At 69.7% G+C, this 20,132-nt stretch carries 19 protein-coding genes; 9 read left to right on the forward strand and 10 right to left on the reverse strand.

All coding sequences use genetic code 11. The features are described 5' to 3' along the window. Positions 1-53: 53 nt before the first annotated feature. Entirely contained in the window at positions 54-812 is a 759-nt protein-coding gene (locus ACFY0D_RS19835; protein WP_390799471.1) for an SDR family NAD(P)-dependent oxidoreductase, read from the reverse strand. Between the two features lie 171 nt (positions 813-983). Here ACFY0D_RS19835 and ACFY0D_RS19840 point away from each other — a divergent pair, with 171 nt between their 5' ends. From ACFY0D_RS19840 to ACFY0D_RS19860, 5 genes are all read left to right on the forward strand, one after another. Continuing rightward, the gene (locus tag ACFY0D_RS19840) at positions 984-1,679 is read left to right on the forward strand and encodes a TerB family tellurite resistance protein (RefSeq protein WP_390799472.1); all 696 of its coding nucleotides are present in this window, start codon (positions 984-986) and stop codon (positions 1,677-1,679) included. A gap of 651 nt (positions 1,680-2,330) precedes the next feature. Beyond that, entirely contained in the window at positions 2,331-3,806 is a 1,476-nt protein-coding gene (locus ACFY0D_RS19845) for a nucleobase:cation symporter-2 family protein (RefSeq protein WP_390799473.1), read from the forward strand. A 109-nt stretch (positions 3,807-3,915) separates the two neighbouring features. Continuing rightward, on the forward strand, positions 3,916-4,662 hold the full coding sequence (gene recO, locus ACFY0D_RS19850; protein ID WP_030757462.1) for a DNA repair protein RecO: 747 nt from the start codon (positions 3,916-3,918) through the stop codon (positions 4,660-4,662). A gap of 11 nt (positions 4,663-4,673) precedes the next feature. Then, positions 4,674-5,495, forward strand: coding sequence for an isoprenyl transferase (locus tag ACFY0D_RS19855; protein WP_301371274.1), 822 nt, complete (start codon positions 4,674-4,676; stop codon positions 5,493-5,495). 19 nt (positions 5,496-5,514) lie between these two features. Continuing rightward, a complete protein-coding gene (locus ACFY0D_RS19860) occupies positions 5,515-6,090 on the forward strand; it encodes a YcxB family protein (protein WP_390799474.1) in 576 nt (191 codons plus the stop codon). Here the strand turns inward: ACFY0D_RS19860 and ACFY0D_RS19865 are convergent. The 4 genes from ACFY0D_RS19865 to ACFY0D_RS19880 form a co-directional block, all read right to left on the reverse strand. Beyond that, entirely contained in the window at positions 6,087-6,515 is a 429-nt protein-coding gene (locus tag ACFY0D_RS19865; protein ID WP_365476989.1) for a transcriptional repressor, read from the reverse strand. The genes ACFY0D_RS19860 and ACFY0D_RS19865 overlap by 4 nt on opposite strands. Positions 6,516-6,609: 94 nt before the next feature. After that, positions 6,610-7,473 carry a metal ABC transporter permease gene (locus ACFY0D_RS19870; protein WP_189736833.1) on the reverse strand — a complete coding sequence of 288 codons (864 nt, stop codon included), beginning with the start codon at positions 7,471-7,473 and terminating at the stop codon, positions 6,610-6,612. Continuing rightward, on the reverse strand, positions 7,473-8,267 hold the full coding sequence (locus tag ACFY0D_RS19875; protein ID WP_390799475.1) for a metal ABC transporter ATP-binding protein: 795 nt from the start codon (positions 8,265-8,267) through the stop codon (positions 7,473-7,475). Before ACFY0D_RS19875 ends, ACFY0D_RS19870 begins: the two co-directional genes overlap by 1 nt. A 27-nt stretch (positions 8,268-8,294) precedes the next feature. After that, on the reverse strand, positions 8,295-9,266 hold the full coding sequence (locus ACFY0D_RS19880; protein WP_390799476.1) for a metal ABC transporter substrate-binding protein: 972 nt from the start codon (positions 9,264-9,266) through the stop codon (positions 8,295-8,297). Between the two features lie 155 nt (positions 9,267-9,421). Between ACFY0D_RS19880 and ACFY0D_RS19885 the strand changes: the two genes are divergently transcribed. Then, the gene (locus ACFY0D_RS19885; RefSeq protein WP_373046335.1) at positions 9,422-10,804 is read left to right on the forward strand and encodes a glycine--tRNA ligase; all 1,383 of its coding nucleotides are present in this window, start codon (positions 9,422-9,424) and stop codon (positions 10,802-10,804) included. 79 nt (positions 10,805-10,883) lie between these two features. On the opposite strand, the gene ACFY0D_RS19890 is transcribed toward ACFY0D_RS19885, so the two are convergent. The 4 genes from ACFY0D_RS19890 to ACFY0D_RS19905 form a co-directional block, all read right to left on the reverse strand. Then, a complete protein-coding gene (locus ACFY0D_RS19890; protein ID WP_390799477.1) occupies positions 10,884-11,597 on the reverse strand; it encodes a VC0807 family protein in 714 nt (237 codons plus the stop codon). A gap of 149 nt (positions 11,598-11,746) precedes the next feature. Continuing rightward, complete coding sequence (locus ACFY0D_RS19895) at positions 11,747-12,340, reverse strand: TetR family transcriptional regulator (RefSeq protein ID WP_390799478.1); 594 nt, start codon at positions 12,338-12,340, stop codon at positions 11,747-11,749. Between the two features lie 21 nt (positions 12,341-12,361). Further along, positions 12,362-13,420, reverse strand: a complete 1,059-nt coding sequence (locus ACFY0D_RS19900; protein WP_390799479.1) for an aldo/keto reductase — start codon at positions 13,418-13,420, stop codon at positions 12,362-12,364. 54 nt (positions 13,421-13,474) lie between these two features. Beyond that, entirely contained in the window at positions 13,475-13,819 is a 345-nt protein-coding gene (locus ACFY0D_RS19905; protein ID WP_390799480.1) for a DoxX family protein, read from the reverse strand. A gap of 91 nt (positions 13,820-13,910) precedes the next feature. Between ACFY0D_RS19905 and ACFY0D_RS19910 the strand changes: the two genes are divergently transcribed. After that, on the forward strand, positions 13,911-14,366 hold the full coding sequence (locus ACFY0D_RS19910; protein WP_390799481.1) for a MarR family winged helix-turn-helix transcriptional regulator: 456 nt from the start codon (positions 13,911-13,913) through the stop codon (positions 14,364-14,366). A 15-nt stretch (positions 14,367-14,381) separates the two neighbouring features. On the opposite strand, the gene ACFY0D_RS19915 is transcribed toward ACFY0D_RS19910, so the two are convergent. After that, complete coding sequence (locus ACFY0D_RS19915; RefSeq protein ID WP_390799482.1) at positions 14,382-15,833, reverse strand: MFS transporter; 1,452 nt, start codon at positions 15,831-15,833, stop codon at positions 14,382-14,384. 33 nt (positions 15,834-15,866) lie between these two features. On the opposite strand from ACFY0D_RS19915, the gene dusB reads away from it, so the two are divergent. Together dusB and ppdK are read left to right on the forward strand one after the other, a co-directional pair. Further along, on the forward strand, positions 15,867-17,027 hold the full coding sequence (gene dusB / locus ACFY0D_RS19920; protein ID WP_390799578.1) for a tRNA dihydrouridine synthase DusB: 1,161 nt from the start codon (positions 15,867-15,869) through the stop codon (positions 17,025-17,027). Between the two features lie 364 nt (positions 17,028-17,391). Beyond that, positions 17,392-20,100 (forward strand): pyruvate, phosphate dikinase, encoded by a 2,709-nt coding sequence (gene ppdK / locus ACFY0D_RS19925; protein WP_390799483.1) that lies wholly within the window; start codon positions 17,392-17,394, stop codon positions 20,098-20,100. Positions 20,101-20,132: the final 32 nt, after the last annotated feature.

The raw sequence follows: 20,132 nt of genomic DNA on the forward strand, positions 1-20,132 counted from the left end.
ACGCGGGCCCGGCGACCCGTGGTCCGGCCCATGGTCCGGCCCGCCGGCCGGGGTCAGCGGGCCAGGTAGCCGCCGTCCACCGGCAGGATCACGCCCGTCACGAACGAGGCCGCGTCCGAGGCCAGGAAGGCGATGACACGGGCCACCTCCTCGGGCTCCCCGAGCCGGCCCATCGGGTGCGCCCCCGTGATCTCCGACAGGTACTCCGGCCCGCCCGGCTCGTCCTGCAGCGCGATCACCCGCTCCGTACGGATGGTTCCCGGTGCCACCGCGTTGACCCGGATCCCGTGCGCGGCCCACTCCACCGCGAGGTGCTTGGTCAGCCCCGACGCCACGAACTTCGCGGGTCCGTACGCGGCCTGGCGGGCCTGCCCGGCCACTCCCGAGATCGAGGACACGCAGACCAGAGCCCCGCCGGGGCGCGGCTGCGCGGTCATCGCCTCGATGGCGTACTTGCAGGTCAGGAACATTCCGCGGCCGTCGACCGCCATGACGTGATCCCAGTCCTCGGGACTGGTCTCCCGTACGTCGGAGAGGGGGAGCACCCCGGCGTTCGCCACGGCGACGTCCAGGCGCCCGTAGGCCCCGACGGCGGCCGCGACCATCGCGCGGTTGGCCTGCGGATCGGCGACGTCACCGGCGACCGCGGTGATCGCGTACCCCTCGTCGGCCAGTTCCGTACGCAGGGCCTCGACCCCGGGGCCGTTGATGTCGGCCGCGGTCACCCGGGCCCCGGAGCGGGCCAGCAGCAGGGCGGTGGCCCGGCCGATCCCGCTCGCGGCGCCGGTGACCAGACAGGACTTCTCGTTCATGCGGCGAACCCTAGAGGGGGCGGCGAGGGGACGGGGGGACGCCGGGGACGCAGACCGGCCAAGTCCGGGGCCCGGGACATGTTGTCTTGTCACACGACTGACGCATCCTCACCGATGTGGCTAACATCACGCCCACCCGGCGATGTTGCCGGAAGGTTACGGAGGTGCGACGTGCTGCCAGTTCGGGGTGGGGACGGCCGGAAGCTGACGGTCTGGGGCACCCGTACCACCTGGAGCACCGTGGGGGACGGGGAGTTCTTCTGCCCCGCCTGCGGTGGGGACCGCAATTACCGCAGGAGGACCGGACGGCGCCGGTTCACCGTCCTCGGGGTGCCGCTGCTGCCCCGCGGGCAGGCCGGGCCCGTCATCGAGTGCCAGGGCTGCCGTGCGCGCTTCGCCACCGACGTCCTGGACCACCTCACCACGACCCGCTTCACGGCCCTCCTGCGCGACGCCGTGCACACCGTGGCGCTGGCCGTGCTCACCGCGGGCGGAACGGCCTCGCGCAGCGCGCTGGAGGCCGCGGTGGGCGCCGTACGGACCGCGGGCTTCCAGGACTGCACCGAGGAGCAGCTGGAGTCCCTCGTGGAGGCGCTGTCCACGGACGAGGGCCGGCTCGGGCTGTACGACGTCCCGGAGTGCTGCGGGGCCGCGCTGTCGATAGAGCTCCACGAAGCCCTGGAACCGCTGGCCCCGCACCTGGCCGGCCCGGGCCGCGAATCGATCCTGCTCCAGGGGGCCCGTATCGCACTCGCGGACGGCCCGTACACCCCGGCCGAGCGCGAGGTGCTCGCGACGGTCGGCGCGGCGCTGCGGATCGACACGGACGAGGTGACCCGACTGCTGTCGGCGGTACGCGCTCCCTGACGGGCGTGTTCCACGGATCCGGCGCGGATCCGGAAACGGATCCGAAAACGGATCCTTGACCCCGAGCGGCCCTGTGCGCATTCATCGCGCAGGGCCGCTCGTGTCCGATCCGTGGACTCCGGACGGGCCCGTTCCGTCCGAAACGGCCTTCCGCGACGTAACGATCCGGCCTCACGGGGCCCATTTCGGGACGTGTGAACGCCGTGTGAAGGGTGCGGGCGCACGCGCCGTGCCCGATGTGTCCACCAGTCGGACGGCCGGAACAGTGGCTTCGAGTTTGCCCCTCCGAAGGGCCGCAAACTCCGTATCCGCACGTCACGGGGCAGATGCTTCACGGGTGCGCGGCGAGAACGTCCGGCTCCGCGCCGCTGCGCTCATACCCCTGCCGAGGGCTCCGCACCACTGGAGAAACCTACAGATCGAACAGGCCTGAACGTCAACAGTTTGTCGAAGTCGACGATATGTGTGAGGCCACCCACAGGCGTTCAATTCCGGTCACACGACAAGACGGCGCCGTTAACACAGCGCGGCTTCGATTCACCTCAACGTGAATGCACTGACAACCCTGGCGTACCAACGGGTTAGCGACCCACTACGCCCAGGGATAACCAGATCTCCTCTCACTTACCTACCTTGAAGGGCAAGGCTGAGATGGCACGTGTCGCCGCCCGGCTTTCCACCGACGGAGAGCAGAGCACGCACCCGGTCGACGAGGTGCTCCCCCTCCCCAAGCTCGCGCTGTACGGCTTCCAGCACGTACTCGCCTTCTACGCCGGCGCGGTGATCGTTCCGATCATCGTCGGCAACGCGCTGAAGCTGAGCCCTGAACAGCTGGTCTACCTGATCAACGCGGACCTCTTCACCTGCGGTATCGCCTCGATCATCCAGGCCTGGGGCATCGGCCGGATCGGTGCGCGCCTGCCGCTGATCCAGGGCGTGACCTTCACCGCGGTCTCCCCGATGATCGCCATAGGTCTCGGCGCCGGCGGCGGTACCGCCGCCCTGCTGGTCATCTACGGCGCGGTGATCACCGCCGGTATCGCCACCTTCGCCTTCGCCTGGCTCCCGGCCAAGGCGTTCCGGACGGTGATGCGGCTGTTCCCGCCGGTCGTCACCGGCACGGTGATCACCGTGCTGGGCATCGTCCTGATCCCGGTCGGTCTCAACGACGCGGCCGGCGGCCTCGGCAGCCCCGACTTCGGAGACCCGAAGAACTTCGCCTACGCCGGCGGCACGATGCTCTTCATCCTCATCCTGATGAAGATCGGCAAGCCGTTCCTCTCCAGCATCTCGATCCTCCTCGGCCTGGTCGTCGGCACCACCGTCGCCTTCCTGCTCGGCGACGCGAAGTTCGGCGACGTGAGCAGCTCCGAGTGGATCGGGATCACCACCCCCTTCCACTTCGGTGCCCCGAAGTTCGAGTGGTTCCCGATCGTCCTGATGCTCATCGTCATGCTGATCACCATGGTCGAGACGACCGGTGACACCTACGCCGTCGGTGACATCGTCGGCAAGGAGGTCGACAGCGAGACCGTGGCCCGCGCCCTGCGTGCCGACGGCGCCGCGACCGCGCTCGGCGGTGTCCTCAACTCCTTCCCGTACGTGGCCTTCGCCGAGAACGTCGGCCTGGTGCGGATGACGAAGGTGAAGAGCCGGTTCGTGGTGGTCGCCGCGGGTGTCTTCATGATCGTCCTGGGTCTGCTGCCCAAGGCCGCCGCGATCGTCGCCGCCGTCCCGCACGGAGTCCTCGGCGGCGCCGCGACCGTCATGTTCGCCATGGTCGCCCTGGCCGGTATCCAGACCCTGGCCAAGGTGGACCTGAAGGAGGAGAAGAACGCGCTGATCGTCGGCGTCTCCCTCGCCTTCGCCCTGCTCCCCGCGACCGTCCCGGTCCTCTTCAGCAAGCACATGGACCCGGACCTGTCCTCGCTGCTCAACAGCGGTGTGACGCTCGGTGCCACGGCCGCCATCGTCCTCAACCTGGTCTTCAACGGCCTGGGCAAGGAAGGCGCCCACGACGCCCCGAAGGTCGAACTGCCCGCCCAGCCGACGGCGGGCGAGGAGTCCGCGGCAGCCGTACCGGCCCCGTCGGGTGAGGGCGAAGAAGCCCGGACGCCGGCCTCCTGACCCTCCCAAGGGGTGACCCCGGCCGGGCCCCGCGCCCGGCCGGGGCCGCTGCCGTTCACGGCGGGGACACGCTGCCCGTGGTTCCGCCGCCGTACGGGACAATGGGCGCATGAGTCTGTTCCGCGACGACGGCATCGTGCTGCGCACCCAGAAGCTGGGTGAGGCGGACCGCATCATCACGCTGCTGACCCGCGGCCACGGACGGGTGCGGGCCGTCGCCCGCGGGGTCCGGCGCACCAAGTCCAAATTCGGCGCCCGGCTGGAACCTTTCTCCCACGCCGACGTGCAGTTCTTCGCCCGGGGCAGCGAACTGATCGGCCGCAGCCTCCCGCTCTGCACCCAGACCGAGATCATCGCGCCGTACGGCAACGGCATCGTCACCGACTACGCCCGCTACACCGCCGGCACCGCCATGCTGGAGACCGCCGAGCGGTTCACCGAGAACGAGGGCGAGCCGGCCGTGCAGCAGTACCTGCTGCTCGTCGGAGCCCTGCGCACCCTCTCGCGCGGCGAGCACGAGCCCCACCTCATCCTCGACGCCTTCCTGCTGCGCTCCCTCGCCGTCAACGGCTACGCGCCCAGCTTCGAGGACTGCGCGAAGTGCGGCATCCACGGACCCAACCGGCACTTCTCCGTCGCCGCGGGCGGAGTCATATGCGGGGACTGCCGGGTGCCCGGCAGCGTCGTACCCTCATCAGAGGCCATCGCCCTGCTCAGCGCCCTGCTGACGGGCGACTGGGGGCATGCCGACGCGTGCGAGGCGCGTCACGTGCGGGAGGGCAGCGGGCTGGTCTCCGCCTATTTGCACTGGCATCTGGAGCGCGGGCTACGCTCCCTGCGATACGTCGAGAAATAGGAGCTGGACACATGGCACGACGCGGGATTCTGGGGCGCTCTCGCCGCGAGTACAAGGTTCCCGAGCCGCACCCGTCCGGCGCGGTCCCGCCGAAGATCCCCGGCGAGCTGGTCCCGAACCACGTCGCGGTCGTCATGGACGGCAACGGCCGCTGGGCCAAGGAGCGCGGTCTGCCGCGTACCGAGGGCCACAAGGTCGGCGAGGGCGTCGTGCTCGACGTGCTCAAGGGCTGCCTGGAGATGGGCGTCAAGAACCTCTCCCTGTACGCCTTCTCGACGGAGAACTGGAAGCGCTCGCCCGACGAGGTCCGCTTCCTGATGAACTTCAACCGCGATGTCATCCGGCGCCGCCGCGACGAGATGAACGAGCTGGGCATCCGCATCCGCTGGGTCGGCCGCATGCCGAAGATGTGGAAGTCGGTCGTCCAGGAGCTCCAGGTCGCGCAGGAGCAGACCGTCGACAACGACGCCATGACCCTGTACTTCTGCGTCAACTACGGCGGGCGTGCGGAGATCGCGGACGCGGCTCAGGCCATCGCCCGTGACGTGGCGGCCGGCAGGCTGGACCCGTCGAAGGTGAACGAGAAGACCTTCGCGAAGTACATGTACTACCCGGACATGCCGGACGTGGACCTCTTCCTGCGCCCCAGCGGCGAGCAGCGCACCTCCAACTACCTGCTCTGGCAGAGCGCGTACGCCGAGATGGTCTTCCAGGACGTGCTGTGGCCGGACTTCGACCGCCGGAACCTCTGGGCGGCCTGCCTGGAGTACGCCCAGCGCGACCGTCGCTTCGGCGGCGCCGTCCCGAACCAGGCCGAGGGCTCGGCGGGCTGAGCTGCCGTATCCTCACCGCATGAACATGGGCGGGGATCACAGTCGGCAGGTGGCGGAGCAGACCGGCCGGGCCGGGGTGACGGAGGAGCAGGAGCAGGTCGCCTTCACCTACCGGCTGACGCTCGCCGACATCAGGGGAGCAGTTCGGGCCCGGGCCCGCCGGACGCCGGCGGGCCGGGCGGAGACGCTGCTCCTGCCGCTGCTGACGGCCGTCGCCACCGTGGGGCTGGGCCTGCTCGACGGCTCCCGGCCGTCCGTGATCGTGGTCTCGGCGGTCGCGGCCCTGTCCGTCGCGGTCTTCGGCGTCTTCTGGATCCGGCGCAGCACGGCCCGCCGGCTGTACTCCGTGGCGGAGCCGTACGGGGAGTGCCGCACGGTGGCCGACGAGCGGGGCACCGCGACCACGGGCGAGACCATGTCGTACACGATGGACTGGACGCTCTTCGCGCAGTACACGGAGACGCCGGAGCTGTTCGTCCTGTTCGGGGGCACGCGTGCGGCTGCCGTGGCGACACTGCCGAAGCGGGGCGCCCGGCACCCGGACGACATCGACCGCATGCGCGCGATCCTGGCCCAGAACCTGAAGCGGGTCTAGGACGCGGCGGCGCAGTCGGCGCAGGTGCCGAAGATCTCCACCGTGTGCGCCACGTTCACGTAGCCGTGCTCGGCCGCGATGGACTCCGCCCACTTCTCCACGGCCGGGCCCTCCACCTCGACGGCCTTGCCGCACTTGCGGCAGACCAGGTGATGGTGGTGGTCCCCGGTGGAGCACCGGCGGTAGACGGACTCGCCGTCGCTGGTGCGCAGCACGTCGACCTCGCCGGCGTCCGCGAGGGACTGGAGGGTGCGGTAGACGGTGGTCAGGCCCACGGAGTCGCCACGGTGCTTGAGCATGTCGTGGAGTTCCTGGGCGCTGCGGAACTCGTCCACCTCGTCCAGCGCCGCCGCGACCGCGGCCCGCTGCCGGGTGGATCGTCCTCGTACTGGCGCGGTATTCATCTCGCCAGGCGCAGTCGCCACCGGTTCCTCCTCGTATAGGCCTGCGGCCATTGTGCCAGCCCGCCAGGCCGTGTCTTCCGGATCTCGCCGGGCCCGGCGAGATCCGGAAGACGGCCTAGACCTTCACATCGTCGCGCGTGCAGACCTCTTCGGCCGCGAGTGCGGCTCTGGCCCGGCGCCGGGCCAGGGGGGCGGAGAGGGCGGTCATCACCATGAAGACGCCGATCGCGAGCAGCACGATCGTCGCGCCCGAGGGCACGTTGATGTAGTAGGTGGCCGCCGTGCCGGTCAGCGAGACGGTCACGCTGATGGCCATGGCCAGGCCCAGCGTGGCCGCGAAGCTGCGGGTGAGGCGCTGGGCGGCCGCGACCGGGATCACCAGCATCGCGCTGACCAGCAGCAGGCCGACGATGCGCATCGCGACGGTGACGGTGACGGCGGCGGTGACCGCGATCAGCAGGTTCAGGGCGCGCACGGGCAGGCCGGTGACCCGGGCGAACTCCTCGTCCTGGCAGACGGCGAAGAGCTGCCTGCGCAGGCCGATGGCCACGGCGAGGACGAAGGCGGCGAGGATCGCCATCGCGGTCACGTCCTCGGCGGCGACCGTGGTGATCGAGCCGAACATGGAGCCGAGGAGGCTGGCCGTCTGCCCGCCCCCGAGGTTGATGATCATGACGCCGCCCGCGAGGCCGCCGTAGAAGAGCATGGCGAGGGCGACGTCCCCGCTGGTCCTGCCGCGGGCCCGGATCAGTTCCATGCCGACGGCGCCGACGACGGCGACGAGCGTCGCCATCCAGACCGGGCTGGTCTGGAGCACGAAGCCGAGCGCGACACCGGTCATGGCGACGTGGCCGAGGCCGTCGCCCATGAGCGCCTGGCGTCGCTGGACGAGGTACGTGCCGATGGCGGGCGCCGTGATGCCGACCAGGGCCGCCGCGATCAGTGCGCGCTGCATGAAGGCGTAGTCGAGGATGTCCATCAGCTCAGCAGTCCCGTCCGCAGGGGCCCGGCGTCGTGCGCCGCGTGGGGGTGTACGTGGTCGTGGCCGGGCAGGGCGTGCTGCCCCACGGCCTCCGGGGGCGGGCCGTCGTGGACGACGCAGCCGTCGCGCAGGACGACGGCGCGGTCGATCAGGGGCTCCAGCGGGCCCAGCTCGTGCAGCACGAGCAGGACGGTGGAGCCGGCGGCGACCTGCGCGCGCAGGGCGTTCGCCAGGACTTCCTGGTTGGCGAGGTCCACGCCCGCCATCGGCTCGTCCATGATCAGCAGCTCGGGTTCGACGGCGAGCGCCCGGGCTATGAGCACGCGCTGGTGCTGGCCGCCGGAGAGGGCGTCCACCGAGGCGTCGGCGTACGAGTCCATGTCGACCAGGGCCAGGGCGTGCTCTATGGCGGCCCTGTCGGCCTTGCGCAGGAGGCCGAAGCGGGAGCGGGCGAGCCGGCCGGAGGAGACGACCTCGCGGACGGTGGCCGGGACGCCGCCGGCGGCGGTGGTGCGCTGGGGGACGTATCCGATGCGCGACCAGTCGCGGAAGCGCTTGAAGTCCGTGCCGAAGAGGCTGAGGGTTCCGTCGGCCAGCGGGACCTGGCCGACCACGGCGCGCACGGCCGTGGACTTGCCGGAGCCGTTGGCACCGAGCAGCGCGACGACCTCACCGCGGTGGACGGTGAGGTCGATCCCGCGCAGCACGGGGCGCGAGCCGAGCGAGGCCGTGGCCCCGCGCAGGGATATGACGGGCGGCTGGTCCGCTGCCTGCCCCGGTGTGGACTGCATGGCTCGCGCCTCCGTTGCTGCTGTCATCTACTTGGCTCCGAGCGCCTTCTGGAGGTTCTTCAGGTTGGACCGCATGACCTCGAAGTAGTCAGCGCCCTGGGACGTGTCGGTGATTCCTTCGAGCGGGTCCAGGACATCGGTCTGCAGGCCCGTGTCCGCCGCGAGGGTCTTGGCCGTCTTGTCGCTGGCCAGGGTCTCGAAGAACACGGTGGTGACATTGTCCTTCTTCGCGACGGCCTGAAGATCCTTCATCCGGGCCGGGCTCGGCTCGGACTCGGGGTCGACGCCGGAGATGCCCTCCTGGTCGAGGCCGTAGCGCTCGGCGAGGTAGCCGAAGGCGGAGTGGGTGGTGATGAAGGTCCTGGAGGCGGTGTTCTTCAGACCGTCCTTGAACTCCGTGTCCAGCGCGGCCAGTTTGCCGACGAGCTCGTCGGTGTTCTTCTTGTAGTCCGCGGCGTGGTCGGGGTCGGCCTTCTCCAGGGCGGCGCCGACGCCCTTGGCGATCTCCGCGTACTTGACGGGGTCGAGCCAGACGTGCGGGTCCTTGCCGCCCTCGCCGTGGCCGTGGTCGTGGTCCTCGCCCTCGGCGTGGGCCTCTTCGGCGCCGTGGTCGTGGCCGGAGCCGTGGACCTCCAGCTCGGTGAGGGTCGCGGCGTCGACGATGTTCTTCACGCCGGACTGGGCCACGGCCTTGTCGACGGCGGGCTGCAGGCTCTTGAGGTACAGGACCACGTCGGCCTCGCCGAGCTGCGCGGTCTGCTTCGGGGTGATCTCCAGGTCGTGCGGTTCGACGCCGGGCTTGGTCAGGCCGTCGACCTTCACGTGGTCCTTGCCGATCTGCTCGGCCAGGAACTGCAGCGGGTAGAACGACGCCGTCACGCCGACCTTGCCGTCCTTGCTGCCGGTGGCGCCGGCTCCGGAGCAGGCGGTCAGGGCCGTGGCGCCGAGGGCGACGGCTCCGGCGAGGGCGGCGGTGGGTATGAGGCGTCGTACGTTCATGACATCCATTTTCATCAAAGATGGAAACGATTGTCAAAAACCCAGGTGGGAGGCCTGTGTGGGCGGGCGTGGAAGGGGAACCGATTTGAAAGGGGGGGTGCGGGCGCCGGTAATCTAAAGACTTCGCCGTTCGTCCTCGTAATGAAGAGAGCACCGTGGCCGCCGACAAGATCGAAACCATCGTCAGCCTGAGCAAGCGCCGTGGCTTCGTTTTCCCGTGCAGTGACATCTACGGCGGCTCCAAGGCCGCCTGGGACTACGGTCCGCTCGGTGTCGAGCTCAAGGAGAACATCAAGCGCCAGTGGTGGAAGGCCATGGTCACCGGGCGCGAGGACATCGTCGGCCTCGACTCTTCCGTGATCCTGGCCCCCGAGGTCTGGGTGGCCTCCGGCCACGTCGCCACTTTCTCGGACCCGCTGACCGAGTGCACCTCCTGCCACAAGCGCCACCGCGCGGACCACCTTGAAGAGGCGTACGAGGCCAAGCACGGCCGTCTGCCCGCCAATGGTCTCGCCGACATCAACTGCCCCAACTGTGGTGTGAAGGGCCAGTTCACCGAGCCCAAGCAGTTCTCCGGCATGCTGGAGACCCACCTCGGCCCGACCCAGGACACCGGCTCGAAGGCGTACCTGCGCCCCGAGACCGCCCAGGGCATCTTCACCAACTACGCCCACGTGCAGACCACCTCGCGCAAGAAGCCCCCGTTCGGCATCGCGCAGATGGGCAAGTCCTTCCGGAACGAGATCACTCCGGGCAACTTCATCTTCCGCACGCGCGAGTTCGAGCAGATGGAGATGGAGTTCTTCGTCAAGCCGGGCGAGGACGAGCAGTGGCAGGAGTACTGGATGCAGGAGCGGTGGAACTGGTACCGCGACCTCGGCATCCGTGAGGAGAACATCCGCTGGTACGACCACCCGAAGGAGAAGCTCTCCCACTACTCGAAGCGCACGGCCGACATCGAGTACCGCTTCAACTTCGGCGGCAACGAGTTCTCCGAGCTGGAGGGCGTCGCCAACCGCACCGACTTCGACCTGAAGGCGCACTCCGCGGCCTCCGGCCAGGAGCTCGTCTACTTCGACCAGGAGACGAAGGAGAAGTACACCCCGTACGTCATCGAGCCGGCCGCCGGTGTGAACCGCGCGATGCTCGCCTTCATGCTCGACGCGTTCAACGAGGACGAGGCCCCGAACGCCAAGGGCGTCATGGAGAAGCGCACCGTGATGCGCTTCGACCCGCGCCTGGCCCCGGTCAAGGTCGCCGTCCTGCCGCTGTCCCGCAACGCGCAGCTGTCGCCGAAGGCCAAGGGCCTGGCCGCCGACCTGCGCAAGTTCTGGAACATCGAGTTCGACGACGCGGGCGCCATCGGCCGCCGCTACCGCCGCCAGGACGAGATCGGTACGCCGTTCTGCGTCACCGTCGACTTCGACACCCTGGACGACAACGCGGTGACCGTGCGCGAGCGCGACACCATGAAGCAGGAGCGCGTCTCCCTGGACCAGATCCAGACCTACCTCGGCAGCCGCCTGCTCGGCTGCTAGGTCCTGTTGTACGAAGACCGGTGGCCCGGTGCGCTGCGAGCGCACCGGGCCACCGGTCTTTTCGCGGGGCGGGCCCGGATCAGGAGGCCGCTGCCGCCTGGGCCGCCGCTTCGGCCGCGCGGCGCTCGCCCTCGGCCTGGGACCGCTTCCCGTACAGGGCGGTCCACACGCCGAGTGCGGCCAGCACGCCGTAGATCATGATCGGGCTGAGCACCACCATGGTGCTGGTGCTGAGCGTGTAGGCCAGCACGACGCGGACGATCGCCTCGGCGACGTACGCGAGGCCCCACACCAGGGTCATCCGGGTCATGGTGGTGCGGAAGCCCTCGTACTGCCACAGGCCGTTCCACCAGGCGGTGCTCTCCGGGGTGCCGTCGGTGGCGAACTTGCGGCCGAAATAGAACATCAGCGGGCGCGGCGCGAGCAGCGTTCCCAGGCAGAGCAGCCCGAAGAGCCCGGTGACCCCCGAGTCCTTGATGAGCAGCGCGCGGGCCGAGTGCGCGCCGACGAGCGAGACGACGGCGGTGATCACCAGGAACACCAGGGTGACGACGGCGAACTCGTCGAGCTTGCGCCGCCAGGCCAGGCTGATGACGCTGTCGAGCACCGGCCACGCGCTGCTGAGCAGCAGCGCGGAGAACTCGCTCCAGCCGTGGTCCTCGGTGAGGACGTTGTACGTGATGATCGGCGCGACCACGTTGAGCCCGATGGTCAGGATCCAGCCGAGGGCGGCGGCGCCGCCCGAGCGCTTCGGAGGTGCCGGTTGTGCGACGTGAGTTGCCGGAGTGGACAAGGTTCCCCCTGGAACGTGCCTGATGACGTGCGGTAGGGGGACCGTAGGGACATTGACGGGACGCGGACAACCCAAACGCGCCCAAAATGATCATCAAGTTGTCCGGACTGACTGATTCCGGACGGATTCCGGCTGGTGGCGGCCCCGCGTCAGGCGCGCAGGCCCCGGACTACGAGGGCGGTGACCGCCTCGAACTCGGTGATGATCGTCGGTGAGAGCCAGTCGGCCGCGTACTGCGGGTCGTGGAAGCGGCCGGTGGCGTCGAACACCGCGCGGGCCGCCGCCGGCACATCGTCGGCGGCGAGCGAGCCCGCCGCGACGCCCTCGGCGATGATCCGGCCCAGCTGGTCGATCAGCTCGGTCAGGTGCGCGTCCACCACGCCGCTGTTCTCGGCGAGCAGCACGGTGTAGGTGGCGAACAGTTCCGGGTCGTCGCCGGCCTTGTGGCGCTTGGCCTCGAAGAGGGCCTCCAGCCACGCCTCCAGCTTGGAGGGGGCGCTCCCGGTGGGGGCCGAGGCGATCTCCTCCAGCATGACCACGCTCCTGGCGAGCCAGCGGTCCGTGACGGCCTCGCGCAGCGCCGCCTTCGACGGGAAGTGCCGGTACACGCTGCCGTGGCTGACACCCAGGGCGCGGGCCACGTCCACCACGGTCGCCTTGGTGGGACCGAAGCGGCGCAGCACCTCCTCGGTGGTCGCGAGGATGCGCTCGGGAGTCAGGGGCTCGGCAGCAGCGGGAGGCATGGGTACGACCGTACCGTCAGCTCAGTGCTCACTGTCGAGGTGGGCCATCTGGGCCGCCGGGTACCTCTCGCCGGCCGCGGCGCCCGCAGGGACGGCCTCTTCGACGGCGGCCAGGTCGGCGGCGTCGAGGGAGACGTTCATGGCACCCAGTGCCTCGGCGAGCCGGTCCCGGCGCCGTGCGCCCACCAGCGGCACGATGTCGACCCCGTGCCGCGGCCCCTGCGCGAGCACCCAGGCGATCGCGGTCTGGGCGACGCTCACGCCCTTGCCCTCGGCCACCTTGCGCAGCGCCTCCACCAGGTCGAGGTTCCGGTCGAGGTTGCCGCCCTGGAAGCGGGGGCTCATGCCGCGGAAGTCGCCCGGGGTCAGTGCGCGGTCGCGGGTGAAGTGGCCGCTGATCAGGCCGCGGGACAGCACCCCGTACGCCGTGATCCCTATGCCGAGCTCGCGGGCGGTCGGCAGGATCTCGGCCTCGATGCCGCGGGAGATCAGCGAGTACTCGATCTGGAGGTCGGAGATCGGGGCCACGGCGGCGGCCCGGCGCAGGGTGTCCGCGCCGACCTCCGAGAGGCCGATGTGGCGCACGTGCCCGGCCTCGACCGCCTCGGCGATGGCGCCGACGGTCTCCTCGATCGGCACGTCCGGGTCCACGCGCGCGATCCGGTAGATGTCGATGTGGTCCCGGCCGAGCCGCTGGAGCGAGTAGGCCAGGAAGTTCTTGACGGCCTCCGGCCGGCCGTCGTAACCGGTGAAGCCGCCCTCGACCGTGCGCAGCGCGCCGAACTTGACGCTGGTCAGCGCCCGCTCGCGGGCCTCGGCGGGCGCCGTGCGCAGGGCCTCGTTGATCAGCAGTTCGTTGTGCCCCATGCCGTAGAAGTCGCCGGTGTCCAGCAGCGTGTGCGTGCCGTCGGGGGTGGCGTCCAGATAGGCGTGGATGGTCGCGATCGACTCGGCGCGGTCCGCCTCCCCGTAGAGGGCGGACATCCCCATGCAGCCCAGCCCCAGCGGGAAGACGGTGGGGCCGGTGCTGCCGAGAGTGCGGCGGTCGGCGGTCACGTAGGTGCTCTCGTTCTTCGTCATGGAACGAGAATGGCATGACGAGTGACAGATTTCAATATCTGTCACTCGTCAGGGTCAGGCGAGGATCCGCAGCACCAGGGCGGCCGCCGAGACCAGGGTCAGTACGGCCGCCGGTGCCAGCTCGTAGTCCTTGACCCGGAGGTGGCTGATGACCGCGCCGATGAAGTAGAGGGTCACGCCGACGGCCGCGGCCACGCCGAGCGGAGTCACCCACAGGCCGGCCACCAGGCCGATCGCGCCCGCGGCCTTGAGCGTGGCCAGGCGCGGCAGCCACGAGTCCGGGACCTGGACCTTCTGCATGCTCGCCACGATCTGGTCGTTGCGCTGGAGGGTGAAGGTGGCCGAGGCGGTGAGGACGAGGGCGAGCAGGACGCCGACGACGGCGTAGGCGATGAACATGAAGGACTCCAACGGTCGGTGATGTGAAACCATTGAATAGCATCAACGATATCTCCAATGCAATCATTTCCTGGTTGCTACGATGTGGACCATGACGGCAGATCAGGACGGACCGCACCCTCCCCAGCGGCTGGGCCTGCTGCTGGCCTGGCACGGATCGGTCACCCAGACGCGGATGAAGCGGGCACTCGGCGCGGCCGGGCTCACCCCGCGGCACGCGATGACGCTGATGCACCTGGAGGGCGGCCCCATGAGCCAGCGGGCGCTCGCCGACCGGCTGGAGGTGGACCCGAGCGTGCTCGTCGGGATCCTGAACGACCTGGAGGGCGAGGGCCTGGCCGAACGCCGCCGGGACCCGGCCGACCGCCGCCGTCACAACGTGGCCATCACCGACGCCGGCGAAACGGCCCTCCACAAGACGAACACCGCCCTCGACGAGGTCGAGAGCGGCATCTTCGCGGGCCTGTCGGGCGCGGAGCGCGACCTCCTGCGCGGCCTCCTCGACCGGGTCAACACCTCGGCCGAGGACTTCAACTGCGGCGAGTAGCCCGGAAGAGACGCCTCAGCCGCGCGGCGAACCCGTCGTCGTCGCGGTGGTGCCGACCGCCTCCTCCAGGGTGCGGGCGGTCCGTTCCGCCGTCGCGCGGGCCCAGGTGCCGCTCGTCGCCGCGCCCACGACCAGGACGAGCAGCCCGCAGACCGTGATGATCCACCAGGCCGGCTGGGCCGCCGCCGAGAAGTCCGCGCCGTTCGCCAGCCCGGCCGCCAGCACCGAGCCGATCACCGCGACGCCCAGGGTGCCGCCGGTCTGCCGGCTGGTGGAGGCGATGGCGGCCGCGACCCCGGCCTGGGAGCGCGGCATCCCGGACACCGCCGTATTGGTGATCGGTGCGTTCACCATGCCGAAGCCGAGCCCGAACAGCATGTACCCGGTGAACAGCAGCGGGTTGGACGTCTCGGCCTCGAACAGGGCGAACAGCAGCCCGCTCGCCGCCATCGACACCCCCGCGATCAGCAGGCAGATCCGCGGCCCGCGGCTGCCCACCAGCCGCCCGGCCAGCGGGGCGAACAGGACGGTCAGACCGGCCATCGGCAGCATGTAGAGCCCGGCGTGCAGGGCGCTGAGCCCCCGTACGTCCTGGAGGTACAGCGTGTTCAGGAAGAGGAAGCCGGCGAGCCCGGCGAAGGCGCTGATCGCGATCACGGTCGACCCGCTGAAGGGCGCGCTCCGGAAGAACCGGAGATCGATCAGCGGCTCCTTGCAGCGGGGCTCGTGGATCAGCAGCCCCAGGAACGAGGCGACGGCCACCACCGCGCACCCCATGATCAGCGGCGAGCGCCAGCCGGCGGCCGGCGCCTCGATGATCCCGTACGTCAGACTGCCCAGCAGGGCGATGACCAGCACCTGCCCCAGCGGATCCGGGCGGCGCGGCCGGGCCGCCCGGGACTCGGGGATGTGCCGCAGGGTCAGCGCGAACGCCGCCAGCCCGATCGGCAGGTTGATCAGGAAGATCGAGCGCCAGCCCACGGAGTCCACCAGCACCCCGCCGATCAGGGGCCCCGCCGCCATGGAGATGCCCCCGACCGCCCCCCACACGCCGATGGCCCGGGCCCGCTCGGCGGGATCGGTGAAGGTGTTGGTGATGATCGACATCGCCACCGGGTTGAGCATCGCGCCGCCCACCGCCTGCACCATCCGGAAGACGATGAGCCAGTTGAGACTGGGAGCGAGCGAGCAGAGCAGGGAGCCGCCGGTGAAGGCCACCAGACCGGCCACGAACACCTTCCGGCGCCCGATCCGGTCGGCCGTGGAGCCCGCGAGCATCAGCAGGGAGGCCAGTACGAGGGTGTAGGCGTCGATGCTCCACTGCAGCCCCGCGACCGAGGCGTCCAGGTCACGGCGCATCGAGGGCAGGGCGACGTTGAGCACGGTGTTGTCGAGGCTGACGATCAGCAGGCTCATGCAGCAGATCGCGAGGACGAGCATGCGCTGCCGGGGACTCGGCTCGATCATGCGCCGATGCTACGTCCCCCGCACCCCCTCGGCATGCGGGACAATGGGCGGATGACCACGCTCCCTCCGCCCCTCGCGATCGGCCCGCACACCGTGCAGCCCCCGGTGGTGCTCGCACCCATGGCCGGCATCACCAATGCCCCGTTCCGTACCCTCTGCCGGGAGTTCTCGGGCGGCAAGGGGCTGTTCGTGAGCGAGATGATCACGACCCGCGCCCTGGTCGAGCGCAACGAGAAGACCATGCAGCTGATCCACTTCGACGAGACCGAGAAGCCTCGCTCGATTCAGCTGTACGGGGTGGACCCGGCCACGGTCGGCAAGGCGGTCCGCATGATCGTCGAAGAGGACCGCGCCGACCACATCGACCTCAACTTCGGCTGCCCGGTCCCCAAGGTGACCCGCAAGGGCGGCGGCTCGGCCCTCCCCTACAAGCGGAACCTGCTGCGCGCGATCCTGCGCGAGGCCGTCGCGGGCGCCGGCGACCTTCCGGTCACCATGAAGATGCGCAAGGGCATCAACGACGACCACCTCACCTACCTCGACGCCGGCCGGATCGCCGTCGAGGAGGGGGTCACCGCGATAGCCCTGCACGGCCGGACCACCGCCCAGCACTACGGCGGCACCGCCGACTGGGACGCCATCGCGCGGCTCAAGGAGCACGTGCCGGAGATCCCGGTGCTCGGCAACGGCGACATCTGGTGCGCCGAGGACGCGCTGCGCATGGTCCGCGAGACCGGCTGCGACGGCGTGGTCGTGGGACGCGGCTGCCTGGGGCGGCCGTGGCTGTTCAACGACCTGGTGGCGGCCTTCGAGGGGCGCCCCGAGGACTTCCACAAGCCCACCCTGCGCGAGGTGGCGACCACCATGCACCGCCACGCACAGCTGTTGGGGGAGTGGATCGGCGACGAGGCGCGCGGGGTGATCGACTTCCGTAAGCACGTGGCCTGGTACCTCAAGGGCTTCTCGGTGGGCTCCGAGATGCGCAAGAAGCTCGCGGTCACCTCTTCCCTGGCCGAGCTGGACGCTCATCTGAGCGAGCTCGATCTGGATCAAGCATGGCCGGAGAGCGCGGACGGGCCTCGCGGTCGGACGTCCGGAAACAACCGAGTTGTCCTGCCCGAGGGCTGGCTGAAGGACCCGTACGACTGCGCGGGTGTGAGCGAGGACGCTGAACTGGACACCTCCGGAGGCTGACAAATCGCCCTCCGTGGTGCGTGATATACGCCACGCATGGGAAGGGTTTCGCTCAGATGAGCACAGAAGTCACGGGTAAGACTTTCAAAGGGTGGCACTGGGTGCCACCCTTTGTGCGTTCAAGACTTGAAGGCAAATGTATCGATGATCGCTCATCCGAGCGTGAACAGGCCTCAGGAGCCCCCTCATCCTTCGGGATGTGAAGGCTCTTCGTACTTTCTGATTACCCATGAGTTACTTTCGATCTGCTGGCGCACGGGTGGTTACAGCCGTATGACGACCAAGTGGACGTACCCAGAAGCCTTCGATCTGGGTATGTTCCTGGCCGTCAGGGCAGCCACCGAGCCTCGAGGAGTCGAGACCCGTGTCGGAAAACAAAGATCAGAAGTTCGTCTACGACTTCACCGAGGGCAACCGCGACCTCAAGGACCTTCTCGGCGGCAAGGGAGCCAACCTCGCCGAGATGACCAACCTGGGTCTGCCGGTCCCTCCCGGCTTCACCATCACCACCGAGGCCTGCAAGGTCTACCTCGAGAGCGGTACGGCCCCGGCCGCGCTGCGCGAAGAGGTCAGTGCCCACCTTGCCGCCCTTGAGGCGAAGATGGGCAAGAAGCTCGGACAGTCGGACGACCCGCTGCTGGTCTCCGTGCGCTCCGGTGCGAAGTTCTCGATGCCCGGCATGATGGACACCGTCCTGAACATCGGCCTCTCCGACGAGTCCGTGACCGGCCTTGCCTCCCAGGCCGGTAACGAGCGCTTCGCGTGGGACTCGTACCGCCGCCTCATCCAGATGTTCGGCAAGACCGTGCTGGACGTCGACGGCGAGCTCTTCGAGGAAGCCCTCGACGAGGCCAAGGCCGCCAAGAAGGTCACCGTCGACACCGACCTCGACGCCGCCGACCTGAAGAAGCTGGTCACCCGCTTCAAGAAGATCGTCGCCAAGCAGGCCGGCCGCGAGTTCCCGCAGGACGCCCGCGAGCAGCTCGACCTCGCCGTCGAGGCCGTCTTCAACTCGTGGAACACCGACCGCGCCAAGCTCTACCGCCGCCAGGAGCGCATCCCGAGCGACCTGGGCACCGCGGTCAACATCTGCTCCATGGTCTTCGGCAACCTCGGCCCCGACTCCGGCACCGGCGTCGCCTTCACCCGCGACCCCGCCAGCGGCCACGCGGGCGTCTACGGCGACTACCTGCAGAACGCCCAGGGCGAGGACGTCGTCGCGGGCATCCGCAACACCGTGCCGCTCGCGGACCTGGAGGCCATCGACAAGGCCTCGTACGACCAGCTCATGACGATCATGACGACGCTGGAGACCCACTACAAGGATCTCTGCGACATCGAGTTCACCATCGAGCGCGGCCAGCTGTGGATGCTCCAGACCCGTGTCGGCAAGCGCACCGCCGGCGCCGCCTTCCGCATCGCCACCCAGCTCGTGGACCAGGGCCTGATCGACGAGGCCGAGGCCCTCCAGCGCGTCACCGGTCACCAGCTGGCGCAGCTGATGTTCCCGCGCTTCGACGAGGACGCGAAGACCACCCTGCTCGGCCGCGGTATCGCCGCCTCCCCGGGCGCGGCGGTCGGCAAGGCCGTCTTCGACTCCTACACGGCCGTCAAGTGGTCCCGCTCCGGCGAGAAGGTCATCCTGATCCGCCGCGAGACCAACCCGGACGACCTGGACGGCATGATCGCCTCCGAGGGCATCCTGACCTCGCGCGGCGGCAAGACCTCGCACGCCGCCGTCGTCGCCCGCGGCATGGGCAAGACCTGTGTCTGCGGCGCCGAGGAGCTCGACGTCGACACCAAGCGCCGCCGCATGACGGTCGGCGACACGGTCATCGAAGAGGGCGACGTCGTCTCCATCGACGGCTCCACCGGCAAGGTCTACCTCGGTGAGGTACCCGTCGTACCGTCCCCGGTCGTCGAGTACTTCGAGGGCCGCATGCACGCCGGCGCCGACGACGCCGACGAGCTCGTCGCCGCCGTGCACCGGATCATGGCCTACGCGGACCGCGTCCGCCGCCTGCGGGTGCGCGCCAACGCCGACAACGCCGAGGACGCGCTGCGTGCCCGCCGCTTCGGCGCCCAGGGCATCGGCCTGTGCCGCACCGAGCACATGTTCCTCGGTGAGCGCCGTGAACTCGTGGAGCGACTGATCCTCGCGGACACCGACGGCGAGCGCGAGGAGGCACTCAGTGCCCTCCTGCCGCTGCAGAAGAAGGACTTCGTCGAACTGTTCGAGGCGATGGACGGCCTGCCCGTCACCGTCCGCCTCCTGGACCCGCCGCTGCACGAGTTCCTGCCCGACATCACCGAGCTGTCGGTGCGCGTCGCCCTCGCCGAGTCCCGCAAGGACCACAACGAGAACGACCTGCGCCTGCTCCAGGCCGTGCACAAGCTGCACGAGCAGAACCCGATGCTGGGTCTGCGCGGTGTCCGCCTCGGCCTGGTCATCCCCGGCCTGTTCAAGATGCAGGTCCGGGCGATCGCCGAGGCCGCGGCCGAGCGCAAGAACGCCAAGGGCGACCCGCGCGCCGAGATCATGGTCCCGCTCGTCGGCACCGTCCAGGAGCTGGAGATCGTCCGCGACGAGGCCGTCCAGGTCATCGCCGAGGTCGAGGCCGCGACCGGCACCAGCCTCAAGCTGACCATCGGCACGATGATCGAGCTGCCGCGCGCCGCCCTGACGGCCGACCAGATCGCCGAGGCCGCGCAGTTCTTCTCCTTCGGCACGAACGACCTGACCCAGACGGTGTGGGGCTTCTCCCGCGACGACGTCGAGGCCAGCTTCTTCACCGCCTACCTGGAGAAGGGCATCTTCGGGGTCTCGCCCTTCGAGACCATCGACAAGGACGGCGTCGGCTCGCTCGTCCGGCACGCGGCCAAGCTGGGCCGGGCCACGCGCCCCGACCTCAAGCTCGGCGTCTGCGGTGAGCACGGCGGCGACCCCGAGTCCGTCCACTTCTTCCACGAGGTCGGCCTCGACTACGTCTCCTGCTCGCCCTTCCGGATTCCGGTGGCGCGCCTTGAGGCCGGCCGTGCGGCCGCCGAGGCGAAGGGCAGCGACAGCCGCTGACCCACGGCCCGCCAAGGGCCCCATAGACCGCG

The sequence above is a fragment of the Streptomyces sp. NPDC001502 genome (genome assembly GCF_042894785.1).
GTDB classification, from domain to species: domain Bacteria; phylum Actinomycetota; class Actinomycetes; order Streptomycetales; family Streptomycetaceae; genus Streptomyces; species Streptomyces kutzneri.